Annotated in this window: 17 protein-coding genes; 10 read left to right on the forward strand and 7 right to left on the reverse strand. The window is 68.2% G+C overall.

The genetic code is table 11. From position 1 onward, the window contains the following. Nucleotides 1-192 precede the first annotated feature (192 nt). Nucleotides 193-918, forward strand: coding sequence for a response regulator (locus ACVK00_RS15570; RefSeq protein WP_012364426.1), 726 nt, complete (start codon nt 193-195; stop codon nt 916-918). Next, nucleotides 902-2218 carry an ATP-binding protein gene (locus ACVK00_RS15575; protein WP_284896038.1) on the forward strand — a complete coding sequence of 439 codons (1317 nt, stop codon included), beginning with the start codon at nt 902-904 and terminating at the stop codon, nt 2216-2218. Before ACVK00_RS15570 ends, ACVK00_RS15575 begins: the two co-directional genes overlap by 17 nt. A gap of 34 nt (nt 2219-2252) precedes the next feature. On the opposite strand, the gene ACVK00_RS15580 is transcribed toward ACVK00_RS15575, so the two are convergent. After that, the gene (locus ACVK00_RS15580; protein WP_006755676.1) at nt 2253-2519 is read right to left on the reverse strand and encodes a double-stranded DNA-specific endonuclease; all 267 of its coding nucleotides are present in this window, start codon (nt 2517-2519) and stop codon (nt 2253-2255) included. 501 nt (nt 2520-3020) lie between these two features. Between ACVK00_RS15580 and ACVK00_RS15585 the strand changes: the two genes are divergently transcribed. Beyond that, nucleotides 3021-4778: an ABC transporter permease gene (locus ACVK00_RS15585; protein ID WP_228905147.1), complete on the forward strand. Its 1758-nt coding sequence runs from the start codon at nt 3021-3023 to the stop codon at nt 4776-4778. A gap of 22 nt (nt 4779-4800) precedes the next feature. Continuing rightward, nucleotides 4801-6138 carry an ABC transporter ATP-binding protein gene (locus ACVK00_RS15590; protein WP_006755837.1) on the forward strand — a complete coding sequence of 446 codons (1338 nt, stop codon included), beginning with the start codon at nt 4801-4803 and terminating at the stop codon, nt 6136-6138. A gap of 73 nt (nt 6139-6211) precedes the next feature. Here the strand turns inward: ACVK00_RS15590 and ACVK00_RS15595 are convergent, their stop codons facing one another. After that, nucleotides 6212-6706, reverse strand: coding sequence for a hypothetical protein (locus ACVK00_RS15595; RefSeq protein ID WP_011657617.1), 495 nt, complete (start codon nt 6704-6706; stop codon nt 6212-6214). Continuing rightward, a complete protein-coding gene (locus ACVK00_RS15600) occupies nt 6703-7254 on the reverse strand; it encodes a hypothetical protein (RefSeq protein WP_228905145.1) in 552 nt (183 codons plus the stop codon). Before ACVK00_RS15600 ends, ACVK00_RS15595 begins: the two co-directional genes overlap by 4 nt. 287 nt (nt 7255-7541) lie before the next feature. Between ACVK00_RS15600 and ACVK00_RS15605 the strand changes: the two genes are divergently transcribed. From ACVK00_RS15605 to ACVK00_RS15615, 3 genes are all read left to right on the forward strand, one after another. Then, a complete protein-coding gene (locus ACVK00_RS15605; protein ID WP_284891119.1) occupies nt 7542-7739 on the forward strand; it encodes a hypothetical protein in 198 nt (65 codons plus the stop codon). 150 nt (nt 7740-7889) lie between these two features. After that, nucleotides 7890-9311, forward strand: a complete 1422-nt coding sequence (gene otsA / locus ACVK00_RS15610) for an alpha,alpha-trehalose-phosphate synthase (UDP-forming) (RefSeq protein WP_284891118.1) — start codon at nt 7890-7892, stop codon at nt 9309-9311. Further along, entirely contained in the window at nt 9304-9885 is a 582-nt protein-coding gene (locus ACVK00_RS15615; protein ID WP_284891117.1) for an AAA family ATPase, read from the forward strand. The genes otsA and ACVK00_RS15615 overlap by 8 nt, the downstream gene beginning before the upstream one ends. Nucleotides 9886-9910: 25 nt before the next feature. Here the strand turns inward: ACVK00_RS15615 and ACVK00_RS15620 are convergent, their stop codons facing one another. Together ACVK00_RS15620 and ACVK00_RS15625 are read right to left on the reverse strand one after the other, a co-directional pair. Then, complete coding sequence (locus ACVK00_RS15620; protein ID WP_228905142.1) at nt 9911-11278, reverse strand: MFS transporter; 1368 nt, start codon at nt 11276-11278, stop codon at nt 9911-9913. Between the two features lie 194 nt (nt 11279-11472). Continuing rightward, the gene (locus ACVK00_RS15625; RefSeq protein WP_228905141.1) at nt 11473-11853 is read right to left on the reverse strand and encodes a DUF5594 family protein; all 381 of its coding nucleotides are present in this window, start codon (nt 11851-11853) and stop codon (nt 11473-11475) included. 117 nt (nt 11854-11970) lie between these two features. Here ACVK00_RS15625 and ACVK00_RS15630 point away from each other — a divergent pair, with 117 nt between their 5' ends. Next, nucleotides 11971-12372: a hypothetical protein gene (locus ACVK00_RS15630; protein WP_012364418.1), complete on the forward strand. Its 402-nt coding sequence runs from the start codon at nt 11971-11973 to the stop codon at nt 12370-12372. A gap of 201 nt (nt 12373-12573) precedes the next feature. Here ACVK00_RS15630 and ACVK00_RS15635 read toward each other — a convergent pair whose 3' ends face one another. Beyond that, nucleotides 12574-12909 (reverse strand): hypothetical protein, encoded by a 336-nt coding sequence (locus ACVK00_RS15635; RefSeq protein WP_166725399.1) that lies wholly within the window; start codon nt 12907-12909, stop codon nt 12574-12576. A 144-nt stretch (nt 12910-13053) separates the two neighbouring features. Between ACVK00_RS15635 and eco the strand changes: the two genes are divergently transcribed. Next, entirely contained in the window at nt 13054-13554 is a 501-nt protein-coding gene (eco, locus tag ACVK00_RS15640) for a serine protease inhibitor ecotin (protein WP_284891115.1), read from the forward strand. Between the two features lie 79 nt (nt 13555-13633). On the opposite strand, the gene ACVK00_RS15645 is transcribed toward eco, so the two are convergent. After that, the gene (locus tag ACVK00_RS15645; RefSeq protein ID WP_284891113.1) at nt 13634-14248 is read right to left on the reverse strand and encodes a TetR/AcrR family transcriptional regulator; all 615 of its coding nucleotides are present in this window, start codon (nt 14246-14248) and stop codon (nt 13634-13636) included. 115 nt (nt 14249-14363) lie between these two features. Here ACVK00_RS15645 and ACVK00_RS15650 point away from each other — a divergent pair, with 115 nt between their 5' ends. Continuing rightward, the gene (locus tag ACVK00_RS15650) at nt 14364-15104 is read left to right on the forward strand and encodes an SDR family NAD(P)-dependent oxidoreductase (protein WP_284891112.1); all 741 of its coding nucleotides are present in this window, start codon (nt 14364-14366) and stop codon (nt 15102-15104) included. Nucleotides 15105-15170 lie beyond the last annotated feature (66 nt).

Below are 15170 nucleotides of genomic sequence, written 5' to 3' on the forward strand. Positions count from 1 at the left end.
CGATGCGATGCGCGGTGATTCGTGTCCGCATCCGGTAAGACGCAGGTTAGCGGCGCGGGTCCCCGCCGGTGTTACGCGGGGTGGCTGGCGGGTTACGGCGCATTACAGTTCCCTTGCGCCGTAACCCGCAGTAACCCTTTCGTCCCTTTGTTTCGTTCTTCGACTCCACACTCGCGCGGTAAACTTCAAGCCATGACTACCCAGATCCTCATCGTCGACGACGACCAAGAACTCCGAGACCTGCTGCGCGACTATCTCGTGCGTCAGGGGATGGAAGTGTCCGTGCTGCACGACGCGGCGACGCTCGAGAAGCGCCTCGAGCGCGAGCGGCCCGATTTGATCGTGCTGGACCTGATGATGCCGGGCGTGGACGGCCTGACCGCGCTGCGCCAGTTGCGCGCGGCCGGCGACGACATCCCCGTGATCATGCTGACCGCGCGCGCGGACGACGTCGACCGCATCGTCGGGCTCGAGCTCGGCGCGGACGACTATCTCGGCAAGCCGTTCAACCCGCGCGAGCTGCTCGCGCGCGTGCAGGCCGTGCTGCGCCGCCGTCGCGCGACGCCGTCGGCGGCGGCGCCCGAGCAGCGCGAGCCGTTCGCGTTCGGCCGCTTCGTGCTCGATTTCCAGGCGCGCACGCTGTCGGTCGACGGCAAGCCGGCGACGCTGTCGAGCAGCGAATTCGCGCTGCTGAAGATCTTCGTGAACCATGCGCTGCGCACGCTCACGCGCGAGCGGCTGCTCGAGCTGCTGCACGGGCCCGAGTACGACGGCACCGACCGCGGCATCGACGTCCAGGTATGGCGCCTGCGCCGCATCCTGGAAACGGATCCGTCCGCGCCGCGCTTCATCCAGACGGTCCGCGGGCGCGGCTACGTGTTCGTGCCCGACGGCGAGGCCCATGCGCAAGCCCATTGATTCACTGTTCGGGCGGCTGGCGCTGCTGGTCATCGGCGTGCTGCTCCTGTCGCACTTCGCGTGGTTCTTCGCGATGCGCATCGAGCGCAGCCAGATGCAGACGCGCTACGCGGTCGAGGAGGCCGCGTTCCTGGTCGACGCGGTGCGCCAGCACGTCGAGCGCACGCCCGATCAGCCGCTGCCGTCGCGAGTGCGGCTCGTGTCGCCGGACAGTCCCGACGTGCCGAAGGTGGCCGACACGAACCTGCCGGCGCCGCTCAAGCGCTTCCGCGATGACGTGAGCGAGCGGATGCCGCACGGCACCCAGGTCGAGATCGGCGCGCCGGGTCATCCGCCGGTGCTGTGGGTCAAGGAGCCGACCGACCCTAACTGGATCGTGGTGCCGGTGCAGCCGCTGCGGCCGCCGCGCTCGCTCGACCGGATGCTGCTGTGGCTCGGCACGATCTTCTCGGCCGGCGTGATCGCCGCGCTGTTCGCGGCCTGGCAGCTGCAGCAGCCGCTGCGCTCGCTGGCGCGTGCGGTCGCGCGCTTCGGCCGCGGCCAGCCGGTGCCGCCGCTGCGCGAGCGCGGCCCGCGCGAGCTGCGGCAGCTCACGCGCGGCTTCAACCAGATGGTGGAGCAGGTATCGCAGGCCGACAGCGACCGCGCGGTGATGCTGGCCGGTGTCGCGCACGACCTGCGCACGCCGCTCGCGCGGATGCGCCTGCGTGCCGAAATGATGGACGACGCGCGGCTGCGCGATGGCGTCGTGCGCGATGTCGACTCGATGTCGCACATCGTCGACCAGTTCCTCGCGTTCGCGCACGGCGGGGCGGACCGCAGCGAGCCCGTGCCGGTCGACCAGACCTGCGAGCGGATCGCGCGCAGCTATCGCGCGGTCGCACCGAACGCGCCGGCGGTCCAGACGCATCTCACGGCCGACGCGGGCTTCCGCCTGCCGACCGCGACGCTCGACCGGATCCTGTCGAACCTGCTGGACAATGCACATGCGTACGGCGCGCCGCCGGTGCTGGTCGAGACGGCGCGTACGCCGACGGGCTATGTGCTGTCGGTCAGCGACAGCGGCGGCGGGATTGCGCCGCGCGACCTGGCGGCCGCGACGCGGCCGTTCGTGCGACTCGACCCCGCGCGCGGCGGGAACGGCCACAGCGGGCTGGGGCTCGCGATCGTCGAGCGGCTCGTGCTGAGGCTGGGCGGGACGTGCGAGATCGGTAACCGTCCCGAGGGCGGCCTGCGCGTGGCGATGACGTTCCCGTTCGACGTGGTGCCGAAAGACGAACTTCACGCACAGGCTGCGTGAGAAGCGGCGCCTGCCGGGCAGGCGCCGCCCGGCATCATTCGCCGAACAGCGTGCCGAGCGTCTCGGCGGCGTTGCTGTCGATGGTGTTGTAGGTCACGCTCGTGGCCTCGAAGATATAGACGGTCGTATAGCGGCCGAGGCGCTCCAGGATTTCCTCCTGCAGTGATTCGGGCACGACGTTCATGTTCAGGTACCACGCCGTCGACGACAGCCGGGTCTGGAACGACCCGTATTCCTGCATCAGCTCGTAGAACGCCTCGGCGTCCTGATCGCGGCAGACGATCACCAAATTTCCTGCCATTCCCTTCCTCCAGCTGGTCGGTCAATCCCCGGGGCCATGGGTCGGCACACCCCAGGGGCTAGCCCCGATCATACCCCCATCGCCGCGATCGTCCGCTGACGTCCGGCGTGGTTTGCGCCCGTGTGCGGCTGGCGGGTTCCCGGCCGGCCCGGATCACGGCATAATTCGGGGCCTGCACGCCGGCCGAACGACTGCGGCCGGGCTGCACCGCCCCTCGCGCCCGCCGTCCGCCCGCGCGCCGGGCACGATCCACGCACCGCCCACGCGTCGCGCGGCGCCACACTGGCCCCGGACGGTTGTACCTGAAATACAGGTTGGTGTAGTGTCGTGCCGTCGCGGCCGACTCGCCGCGCCGGGGCGCAGCTTGCACGCACGGCGCGTCGCGCCGGCGTGAGATCGTGAATCAATCGAATTACCGCGTCGAATTACCGCGCCCGTGCGCTTTGCCATGAATCAACATCGTCTGCCGGCTTCGTTCGGCCTTACCGGGGAGGGCGCCTGATGGACGTCGGATTCTTCAATCCGAACCGGACCGCCAACGCGTCCGCGTGGCGCGTTCTGCCGAACCGGTGGGACTTCATCGCATTCCCGCTGATCATCTGCCTGATCGCGATGGCGGTCGTCGGCTTTCATGAAACGATGGCGCCGATCGGGACCCTTCAGACCCAGAAGATCTCGCTCGATCCGTCGAACCTGCCCGAATACGCGTTGCGCACGACGCTGCGGATGCTCGCCGCGATGGTCGCGTCGCTCGTGTTCACGCTGGTCTACGGTACGCTCGCCGCGAAAAGCCGCCGCGCGGGGATGGTGCTGATCCCGATCCTCGACATCCTGCAGTCGGTGCCGGTGCTCGGCTTCATCTCGTTTACGGTCACGTTCTTCCTCGCGCTGTTCCCGAGCCGGGTGCTCGGCGCCGAGCTCGCGGCGATCTTCGCGATCTTCACGAGCCAGGCGTGGAACATGACGTTCAGCTTCTACCAGTCGCTGCGCACGGTCCCGCGCGATCTCGACGAAGTGTCGCGCGGATTCCACCTGACGTCGTGGCAGCGCTTCTGGAAGCTCGAGGTGCCGTTCTCGATGCCCGGGCTGATCTGGAACATGATGATGTCGATGTCGGGCGGCTGGTTCTTCGTCGTTGCGTCGGAGGCGATCACCGTCGGCAACCAGACGATCACGCTGCCGGGGATCGGCGCGTATCTCGCGCAGGCGATCTCGGACAAGAACTTTGGCGCGATCGGCTGGGTGATCCTCACGATGACGGTCGTGATTCTCGCGTACGACCAGTTCCTGTTCCGCCCGCTGATCGCGTGGGCCGACAAGTTCCGGATGGAGAACACCGCGTCGGGCGATGCGCCGCAGTCCTGGCTGCTCGACCTCGTGCGCCGCACGCGCCTGATCCATCAGCTGCTCGTGCCGGCCGGCTGGCTCTTCGCGAAGGCCGCGCGGATTCCGCTGCGCCTGCCGCTGTCGGGCACGATGCGCTTCACGCTGCCGAAAGTCGAGAAGAAGGCGTCGCGCACTGTCGACATCGCGTGGTCGGGTTTCGTGCTGATCGGCACGGCCTATATCGTGTGGCGCGTCTTCAGCTTCGTCGCGACCGGCGTCACGATGGCCGACGTCGGCCACGTGCTGGTGCTCGGGCTCATCACGCTGCTGCGCGTGGTCGTGCTGATCACGATCGCGTCCGTGATCTGGGTGCCGATCGGCGTGTTGGTCGGGCTGCGTCCGCGGCTGGCGGAGAAGCTGCAGCCGCTCGCGCAGTTCCTCGCCGCGTTCCCGGCCAACCTGCTGTTCCCGGTGTTCGTGATCGTGATCGCGCGCTTCCACCTGAACCCCGACATCTGGCTGTCGCCGCTGATCGTGCTCGGCACGCAGTGGTATATCCTGTTCAACGTGATTGCTGGCGCGACGTCCTATCCGAACGACTATCGCGAAGCGGCGACGAACTTCCGGATCCGCGGCTGGCAGTGGTGGCGCCAGGCGATCCTGCCCGGCATCTTCCCGTACTACGTGACCGGCGCGATCACCGCGTCGGGCGGCGCGTGGAACGCGAGCATCGTGTCGGAAGCGGTGCAGTGGGGCACGACGAAGATCGAGGCGCACGGCCTCGGCGCGTATATCGCGCAGACCACCGCCGCCGGCGACTTTCCGAAGATCATCCTGGGCATCGCCGTGATGTCCCTGTTCGTTACCCTGTTCAACCGCCTGCTGTGGCGCCCGCTGTATGCCTTCGCCGAAGCGAAGCTGCGGCTCGACTGAGACCGATTGAGAGCGAAACGCGATGCACAATCCGAATGCTGTAAACGCCCCCGTCCAGACGTCCCAGCCGCCGCGCCTCGGCGAGGAAATCCTGCGTGTCGATCACGTCTGCCGCGGCTTCAACAAGACGCAGGGCGAACTGCTCGTGCTCGACGACGCGAACCTGTCGCTGCGCGAAGGCGAGATCGTCGGATTGCTCGGCCGTTCCGGATCGGGCAAGTCGACGCTGCTGCGGATCATCGCCGGGCTGATCGAGCCGACCGGCGGTGAAGTGACCTATCTCGGCAAGCCGCTGCGCGGCCCGGCCGAAGGCGTCGCGATGGTGTTCCAGACCTTCGCGCTGTTCCCGTGGCTGACCGTGCTGCAGAACGTGGAAGCCGGGCTGGAAGCGCTGGGCGTCGGCGCACGCGAGCGCCGCGAGCGCGCGCTCGCCGCGATCGACCTGATCGGTCTCGACGGCTTCGAGAACGCGTATCCGCGCGAGCTGTCGGGCGGCATGCGCCAGCGCGTGGGCTTCGCGCGCGCGCTCGTCGTCGATCCGACGATCCTGCTGATGGACGAGCCGTTTTCCGCGCTCGACGTGCTGACGGCCGAAACGCTGCGTACCGATCTGCTGGACCTGTGGACGCAAGGCCGGATGCCGATCAAGTCGGTGCTGATCGTCACGCACAACATCGAGGAAGCGGTGTTCATGTGCGACCGGATCCTCGTGCTGTCGTCGAACCCGGGCCGCGTGATCGCCGAGATCAAGGTGCCGTTCAAGCATCCGCGCAACCGGCTCGACCCGGCCTTCCGCAAGCTGGTCGACGATATCTACGCGAAGATGACCGCACGCCAGACCGGCGAGGCGACGAAGAAGGGGCTGGAGCTCGGCAGCTGGCTGCCGCAGGTGTCGACCAACCTGATGGCCGGCCTGATCGAGACGCTCGCGATGGCGCCGTACCACGGCCGCGCGGACATGCCGGAAATCGCGCGCACGTTGCATCTGGAAGTGGACGACCTGTTCCCGATCGCCGAAGTGCTGCAGTACCTCGGTTTCGCGGACGTGCGGGAAGGGGACGTGTTCCTGACGCCGCCGGGGCGCGTGTTCGCAGAATTCGGCACGCAGGAGCGCAAGCTGATGTTCGCGGATCACCTGCTCAAGCACGTGCCGCTCGCCGCGCGGATCAAGAAGGTGCTGAACGAGCGCCCGGGCCATCGCGCGCCGCGTGTGCGCTTCGAGCAGGAGCTGGAGGATTTTCTGTCGGACGGCGCGGCCGAGGAAACGCTCGACGCGGTGATCGACTGGGGCCGTTACGGCGAGATTTTCTCGTACAACGACCAGACCGAAATCTTCAGCCTCGAGGACGTCGAGTCCTGAGGCCGCCGAGCCGGGCCGTATGGCCCGGCATCCGCCTGCGCCGCGCTTGGGGTCAGCGCCGCGCATCACATCGTTACTGCAAATTGCCCCACCGGTCGACGGCCGGTTCGGCAGACGCCCACTTCCAGTGCGTACCTTGCTGGCACGCATTCGCGAAATACCAGTCGGCCTTGTCGCCGTCCTTCACTGAGAACGCGAATTCCTTGCACAGCGCAAGCGCCGTCGAGTACGCCCGCGTGACGCGCACCTCGCCTTCGCCGTTTTCCAGCGGCAGCGTGTTCTTCACCTTCCACGGCTTGACTTCACCGACGGCCAGGCTGCCGGCCGCCTTCGCGATCGCATCCTGCTGGTTCTGATGGAGCTGCTTCATCGTGCGGTTGACGGCTTCGTCCGTCGCCGCCTGCACGGCAATGCCGACACCGACGCCGACGGCCGGATTGGCGGTGACGAGGCCCGTCGCCGCGCCGGCGAGCGCGCCGCTCGCCGCGCCGACCGACCCGCAGCCCGACAGCGCGGCGCTGGCCGCGCACAGCGCGCCGATCGTCGCGATACGGATCGCGATGCTCATTGCAGCGCGCCCCAGCGTTCGGTTGCCGGCTCCGCCGACGCCCATTTCCACACGGGACCGTCGCGGCAGATCGTGGCGACGTAGAACGCCGACTGCGCGGCCTTGTCGGCCTTCGCGGGCGTGTCGACAGCGAACACGATTTCCTTGCAGTCGAGCGGACCGATACTGATCATCCGGCTGACCGTCACGCGGCCCTGTTCGTCGTCCTCGATCGGGAACGAATGGTGCGTCGACCACGGCGCGACGCCGCCGACGTCGAGCGGGGCGGCCGCCTTCGCGATCTGTTCCTGCGTGTAGCGGTGTGCGACGCGCTGCGAGTACTGGACACCCGCCCGCGCGCCGGCGACGGCGCCGAGGCCGATGCCCGTCGCGACGGCGGCGTTGTTGGTGACCTTGGAGGCAATCGCGGCGCCCGCGATACCGGCACCGGCGGTCGCGCCTTCGCTGTACAGCGAGTTGCAGCCGGACAGCAGTGTGGCCGTGGCGAGCGCGGCCAACACGATGCGCGCCGTCATGGCCCGGCGCGGCGGTTCAAAACGAATGTTCATCCCTGAGTGCAAGTCCTGTCTGGGTGAGCGGCGACGCATGCGCGCCCCCTTGCCGCGTCATTGTTTCGCAATTGTCATAGGAAAACTGCAAAGCTTTGACAAATCGCGGCTGGCGGCTCGCGCGCGTACGCGCCGCGCTATTGTCGGACAGACGCCTGGAGCGGGGTCGAAACGTTACAAATTGAAGGTAATTGTTACCTTGGCATGCAAGGAAGCGACCTAGACTGTTTTGTTATGGAATGTTTCTCCGACGGCTCCGAGCCGCGCTGCCTATGAGACACCCAGCCATGCGCCGTTCGAAACGATTTTCTCCCCGGCCGCCCGATGGGGGCGCCGAGCGTCCGCGTCCGCAGACCGACGCGCCGGCCGCACCGCCTGCCGGCGCGCCCGGCGAGACGCCGTCCGACGGTGATCACAACCAGGGCGGCGCACGCCCGGAAGGGCTCGACTATCAACGCGACCTCGGTCAGGAGCAGGACGCTTGATCCCGTCGCCGTTGCATTCCGCTGCCGCATTTCATTGCGCTCTTTGTTGCATCGCTCACATCTGAATCGCCGCGCGACTGCCTGCGGGTCGTCGCGTCCGCCTTGGCGCGTGTCGCGCGTCATCCAATCGAATCGAGGAGGGGAAGCCGCATGAGCAGATTGATCGTGGTATCGAACCGTGTCGCCGCCGGCGAGGACACACGCCCGAGTGCAGGTGGTCTCGCGGTCGGCGTGATGGACGCGCTGAAGGACACGGGCGGTGTCTGGTTCGGCTGGAACGGCGAGATCGTCGGTACGCCCGACGCCGAACCCGCGATTCAGCGGGACGGCAACGTCACGTATGCGACGGTCGGGCTGACCCGGCGCGACTACGATCAGTACTACCGCGGTTTCTCGAACGCGACGCTGTGGCCGGTGTTCCACTACCGCGGCGATCTCACGCGCTTCGACCGGCAGGAGTATGCAGGCTATCTGCGCGTGAACGCGATGCTGGCGAAGCAGCTCGCCGCGCTGCTGCGGCCCGACGACCTGATCTGGGTGCACGACTATCATCTGCTGCCGTTCGCGCATTGCCTGCGCGAGCTCGGCGTGAAGAACCCGATCGGCTTCTTCCTGCACATTCCGTTCCCTTCGCCCGACATGCTGCGCGTCGTGCCGCCGCACGAGGAGCTCGTGAAGTTCATGTGCGCATACGACATCGCGGGTTTCCAGACCGATGCCGACAAGCAGGCGTTCACCGACTACATCGAGCGGCGCGGCATCGGCGCGGCGAGCGACGACGGGATGCTGCATGCGCACGGCCGCGTCGTGAAGGTCGCCGCCTATCCGATCGGTGTGCATCCGGATGCGATTGCCGAGGCGGCCGTCCAGTACGGCTCGCGCAAGCCGGTGAAGATGCTGCGCGACGCGCTCGACGGCCGCAAGCTCGTGATGAGCGTCGACCGGCTCGACTATTCGAAGGGGCTCGTCGAGCGCTTCCAGTCGTTCGAGCGGATGCTCGCCAACGCGCCGGGCTGGCAGGGGCGCGTATCGCTCGTGCAGATCGCGCCGCCGACCCGTTCCGACGTGAAGACCTATCAGAACATTCGCGAAACGCTCGAAGGCGAGGCCGGCCGCATCAACGGCCGCTTCTCGCAACTCGACTGGACGCCGATCCAGTACCTGAACCGCAAATACGAGCGCAATCTGCTGATGGCGTTCTTCCGGATGTCACAGGTCGGCTACGTGACGCCGCTGCGCGACGGGATGAATCTGGTCGCGAAGGAATACGTCGCGTCGCAGGATCCGGCCGATCCGGGCGTGCTCGTGCTGTCGGAGTTCGCCGGTGCGGCGGCCGAGCTGACCGGCGCGCTGCTCGTCAATCCGTACGACCTGTCGCAGATGGCCGACGCGCTCGAACGCGCGCTGTCGATGCCGCTCGCGGAACGCCAGGCGCGACATGAAGAGAACCTCGCGCGGCTGCGCGAGAACAACCTGTCGGTCTGGCGCGACACGTTCGTCGCCGACTTGCGCAGCGTCGCGGCGGCCGCGTCGGTCACGCAGCGCGCGGGCCGGCGGGCCGTGCATGTCTGAGCGGGTGGAGGAGGGCAGCGCGGCGGACGACGCGTCGGCCCGCTTCTTCGTCGTGACGGGCGGTCCGGGCTCAGGCAAGAGCACGTTGCTCGATGCGCTCGAACGCACCGGTTTCGCGCGCTCGCACGAGGCCGGGCGCGGCGTGATCCGTGACCAGATGGCGATCGACGGCCCTGCGCTGCCGTGGCGCGACCGGGCCGCGTTCGCCGAGCAGATGCTGAGCTGGGAGATGCGTTCGTACCGTCTCGCGCAAGATGCGCGCGGGCCCGTGTTCTTCGATCGTGGCGTGCCGGACGTGATCGGTTACCTGCGGCTGACGGGCCTCGCCGTGCCCGCGCATGCGGAGGCCGCGGCGCGGCGCTTTCGCTATCACCGGCGCGTGTTCATCGCGCCGCCGTGGCCCGAGATCTACGCGCAGGACACCGAACGGCGGCAGGATTTCGCTGAGGCCGTGCGTACCTACGACGCGATGGTCGACTGCTATACGGCGTACGGGTATCGGCTGATCGAACTGCCGCGGGTGAGCGTGAAGGCGCGCGTGCGCTTCGTGATGGACGCGCTCGACGCCGCATGACGCGCGCACGCGGCGCGCGGCGGCGTCAGGTCGCCGCGTCCGGGCGTGGCGACGTGATGCGCAGCATGCTGACCACCGCGGCGATCGCCGCGAACACCGTGGCGACATACAGCGCGATCGTCGGGCCGTGGTCGGGCGCGAGCCCGAAAATCAGCGCGACGAGCGCGGCGCCGAGGGTCTGGCCGGTCAGGCGCGCCGTGCTCAGCATCCCGCCCGCGCCGCCGCTGCGCTCGCGCGGCGCCGACGACAGCATCGCGCGATTGTTCGGCGACTGGAACAGCCCGAAGCCCGCGCCGCACAGCGCCATCCGCCACACGATGTCGACCGTGCCCGGGTGCGCGCCGATCGTCGCAAGCGACAGCAGGCCGGCCGCGAACAGCGCGAGTCCGATTCCGCCGAGGACGCCGGCCGAGTAGCGGTCCGACAGCACGCCCGCCAGCGGCGCGGCGAACACGATCACGAGCGGCCACGGCGTCATGTAGAGGCCGGTTTCGACCTGCGAGAAGCCGAGCGAATTCTGCAGCCAGAACGGCAGCGCGACGAATGCGAGCATCTGCGACGTGAACGACGCCATCGACGTATAGATCGACAGCGCGAACATCGGGATACGCATCAGGTCGACCGGCAGCAGCGGCGCCGGCTGCGACAACTGGCGCTTCACGAAGAAGTAGCCGACGACGAACGCGACGGCCAGCTCTGCCGCGACGTAAGCGTGGCGTTCGCCGTGGCCGAGCCCGTCGACGGCCGTGATCAGCAGCCCGAATACGCAGGCGTTCATCAGCGCGCTCGGGAAATCGTACGGCGCGTCGTGCAGCGGGTTGGCCGGCAGCGCGCGCACGCTGCCGAGTACCGCGGCGATGCCGATCGGCACGTTGACCGCGAACAGCCACGGCCACGACGCAAACGACAGGATCGCCGACGCGACCGTCGGCCCGATCGCCGACGACAGCGCGACCACCATCGCGTTGATCGACAGCCCGCGCCCGAGCATCGACGACGGGTAGATCATCCTGACCAGCGCAGCATTGACGCTCATGATGCCGGCTGCGCCGAACCCCTGGATCACACGCATCACGGCCAGCATCGGCAGCGAGCCGGCGAGCGCGCAGCCGAGCGACGCCGCAGTGAAGAGCGCAAGCCCCGCGATATAGATGCGGCGATAGCCGACGCGCTCGCCGAGCGACGCGAGCGGCAGCAGCGTGATCGTGACCGCGAGTTGATACGCGTTGACGATCCAGATCGATGCGGCATCGGACGCGTGCAGGTCGCGCGCGATCGTCGGCAGCGCGACGTTCGCGATGGCGCCGTCGAGCACGGCGAGCGTGATGCCCAGTGCGACGCAGACGATCGCCCAGTAGCGTTGCGGAAGCGGCAGGCCGGTATCGGCGTTCATGACGGGAGCGAAAGCGTGGTTGTCCGCGCGCCCGGGCGCCGGTTGTGTGCGCAACCATGCTCGCGGGTGGAGGCGGCGGTGAGTGGCCCGGCCGGCCTGGCGGCGCCGGCGCGGGGCCGGTCGAGTGTATCACCGGGCCGCATCGCGCGACGCCGACGCGCCCGGGGCCGCCGGCCGCCGTCCGGCGCGCGCATTCAGCCTTCGAAATCGAGGCCGCCGAGCCGCACGAGCGGGTCGGCCTGCGTGCGCGACGCGAGATCGATGTCGCGCGCGCTCTGCCACGCGCCCAGTTTCTTCGGCAGCGCGGCCAGATAGTGCTCGAAGCGCTGCGGACTGTCCGGCTCCATCAGCCGCTCGATCTCGTCAGTGTCCCAGGTCAGCTCGAGGTTCAACGGATGCACGAAGCCGCTCACGTGCTCGTGCGGCGCGCTGCGGATCCGCACGCGCGTCGGTTGCCCGTGCCCGCCGTACGGGACGACGTCGGCCTGGACGTGATCGGCGAAGAAGGCGGCGATCGCCTGCGCAATGCGCGGCGCGAATTCGGTATCGAAACGGCGGGCGGTTTCGGGCTGCATGAACGCGTCTCCTGTGGGCTGAAAATCGTAGCACGGCCGTACCGCGTTTCGGTGTGCGTGATACCCGTAATGGCGCGTTACCACTTGCTGCATCTATTACGACCGCGTGCGGCCACAATGCATCGCATCCAGTACCACTTCGCGTGGGAGTCCATCATGAAAAAAATTGCCGCTGTATGTGTCCTCGCCGGTTCGCTCGCCGTGGCGGGCCCGGCGTCCGCGCATGGCCGCGACGGGGGCGCCGTCATTGGCGCGCTGATCGGCGGCGCGGTGCTCGGCGCGATCGTGACGTCGGCGATGAACCCGCCGGTCGCGTACCAGGCGCCCGTGTATCAGGCGCCGGCCTATCAGCCGCCGACGTACTACCAGGCGCCGGCCTACCAGCAGCCGGCGTATCCGAGCTACCAGCAGGCGCAGTACCAGGACGGCGGCCCGAACTATTGCTACGACCGCTATCAGCGCGCGTATGTGTGCGGCGCGCCCGTGTCGGGCGGCTATGCGCAGCCGGCCGGCTGGTAAGCGGACGCGTGACCGGGCTCGGCGGCGCCTGATCGGTGCCGACTGAGTTGCCGGTACGCAGGATGACAAAAGGAAAGGCCCTCGCGTGATGCGAGGGCCTTTGTCATGTCGGGGGAGCCGGTTTTTGCGCCCCACGCAGCGGCTGCACGGAGCCGCCTGCGGATACAAACGGTTGCAATTGGATCCGCGGGATCAGGCGAATCAGTGGCGATGGCCGCCGTCGCCGCGCCCGCCGCCGCCTTCGTTCCAGTCGCCGCGGCGTCCGCCGCCGCGTCCCCAGCCGCCGTGGTCACCGCGATCGCCGCGATCGCGATCCCAGCGGCGGTAGTCGCGGTGGCCGCGATCCCAGTCGCGCCCGCCACCGCCGCCGCCCCATATATTGACCGTGCCATAGACCGGGGCCGCCCCGTAGGCCGGTCCGTACGCGTAGCCGGGATCGGAATAGTAGGGCTGTCCGTAGCCGTATCCGGCGTCCGGGCCGACGACGCAGCCGGCCAGCAGCGTGGCGACGCCGGCGGCAGCAATGAGCTTCAGCATGATGTTCTCCGTGGGTTCCCCTATAAGTACCGCGCGCGGGGATTGGCGACTGTTTGCAATTGTGTCGTCAAATTACAGCCTCGTAAGGTCTTGCGACGAAAGTGTTAGCATCCGGGGCCCATTTTGTTTATCAGGAGCACATCGATGAAATTCGCGATCCGGGCCGTCCTGGCCGCCCTTTGCGTGACGACCGCCGCCGCCTGCGCGGCCGGGCCCGCATCGGCGCCCGCCGTGCCGGCCGAGTCGATCAAGATGTTCCCGCAGCCGGCGGCCGGCCAGCAACGCGCCGTGATCGCGCTGCCAGCACTCGAGAACGAAGGCGACGCGCGCGTCGAACTGATGATCGGCAAGACGCTGCAGACCGACTGCAACCAGCAATGGTTCGGCGGCGAGCTGACCGCCGAGGACGTGAAGGGCTGGGGCTATACGTACTATCGGCTGACCGATGTGAAGGGGCCGGCGTCGACGCTGATGGCCTGCCCGGGCCAGGCGCCGCAGCAGCGGTTCGTGCAGGTGCGTGGCGACGGCCAGCTGCTGCGCTACAACAGCCGCCTGCCGCTCGTCGTGTACGTGCCGGACGGCTTCGACGTGCGCTACCGCGTGTGGCATGCGTCGAAGGACGTGCAGCACGCCGTGACGCAGTAAGGTACCCGCGCGGCCATGCCGGCCGCTTGCCGCCGCCCGGCCGCGCGCGGTTTCGCGGGTTTCTTTCCGGGGCCCGCCGTTAGCCGGCGCGCGCGCCCGCGAGCGCCGGCCATGCGGCCAGCGCGGCTTGCGCGACCGCTTCCAGATCGCGACGGCTCGCGCCGTCGCGCGCCTGAATCGACATCCCCTGTTGCACCGTCACGTAGTAGCGCGCGATCGCGTCGAGATCCGCGTGCGCGGAGATCTCGCCCGCTGCAACGCCTTCGCCGAGCCGCGCGCGTAACGCGGCGAGCGTCTGCTCGCGCATGGCGATCAGCATTTGCCGGACCGTGTCCGATCGCTCGGCCGGATGCAGCGCCGACAAGACGATCAGGCAGCCGGCCGGCTTCGACCGGCGCGTGAACACGCGCGCGGTCTGCATCAGGTAGTTCTCGATCGCGTCGTGTGCGCTGCCGGCCTGTTCGACGCCGTCCCAGATCTCACGGCCCTCCGTTTCCCGATAGTGCTCGACCGCCTGCCGGAACAACGCCTCCTTGCTGCCGAACGCCGCGTACAGGCTCGGCGACGCAATGCCCATCGCGGCCGTCAGGTCCGTCATCGACGCACCTTCGTAGCCGAGGCGCCAGAACACCTCCATCGCGCGATCCAGCGCCGCTTCCTTGTCGAAGCTTCTCGGTCGGCCCCGTTCAGCCATGACGTCCGTTCCTTCGGTGATATCTGTATCGATCGATAAAATAATTCAATTGACAGCGTCGCGCAACCTGCCACATTCTGTGTCGGTCGTTACATAAATGACCACAGGAGCTTTCATGAATCGACTTCAGGGCAAGCGTGCACTCGTCACGGGCGGCAGTCGCGGCATCGGCGCGGCCATTGCGAAACGGCTGGCGGCCGACGGCGCCGACGTCGCGATCACTTACGAGAAATCGGCGGAGCGGGCGCGGGCCGTCGTTGCCGACATCGAGGCGCTGGGCCGCCGGGCCGTCGCGATCCAGGCCGACAGCGCCGATCCGGTTGCCGTGCGTCGCGCGGTCGATCATGCCGCGCAGACGCTCGGCGGCCTCGACATCCTCGTCAACAACGCGGGCATCTTCCGCGCGGGCGCGCTGGACGACCTCACGCTCGACGATATCGACGCGACGCTGAACGTGAACGTGCGCGCGGTGATCGTCGCGTCGCAGGCGGCTGCGCGGCATCTCGGGGAGGGCGGGCGTATCGTGTCGACCGGCAGTTGTCTCGCGACACGCGTGCCCGATACGGGGATGAGCCTCTATGCGGCGAGCAAGGCCGCGCTGATCGGCTGGACGCAGGGGCTCGCGCGCGATCTCGGCGCGCGCGGCATCACGGTCAATCTCGTGCATCCGGGGTCGACCGATACCGACATGAATCCGGCCGGCGGTGAGCATGCCGGTGCGCAACGTTCGCGGATGGCGATTCCGCAGTACGGCAAGGCCGAGGACGTGGCGGCACTCGTCGCGTTCGTCGTCGGGCCGGAAGGGCGGTCGATTAACGGTGCCGGGTTGACAATCGATGGCGGCGCGAATGCATAAGCGTAGAAGTGCGATGTAATTTGCTCGTGTGCTGCCGGCAACCGCGGCACCGATGCCGCGCGCGAT

The organism is Burkholderia sp. PvR073 (genome assembly GCF_054055695.1).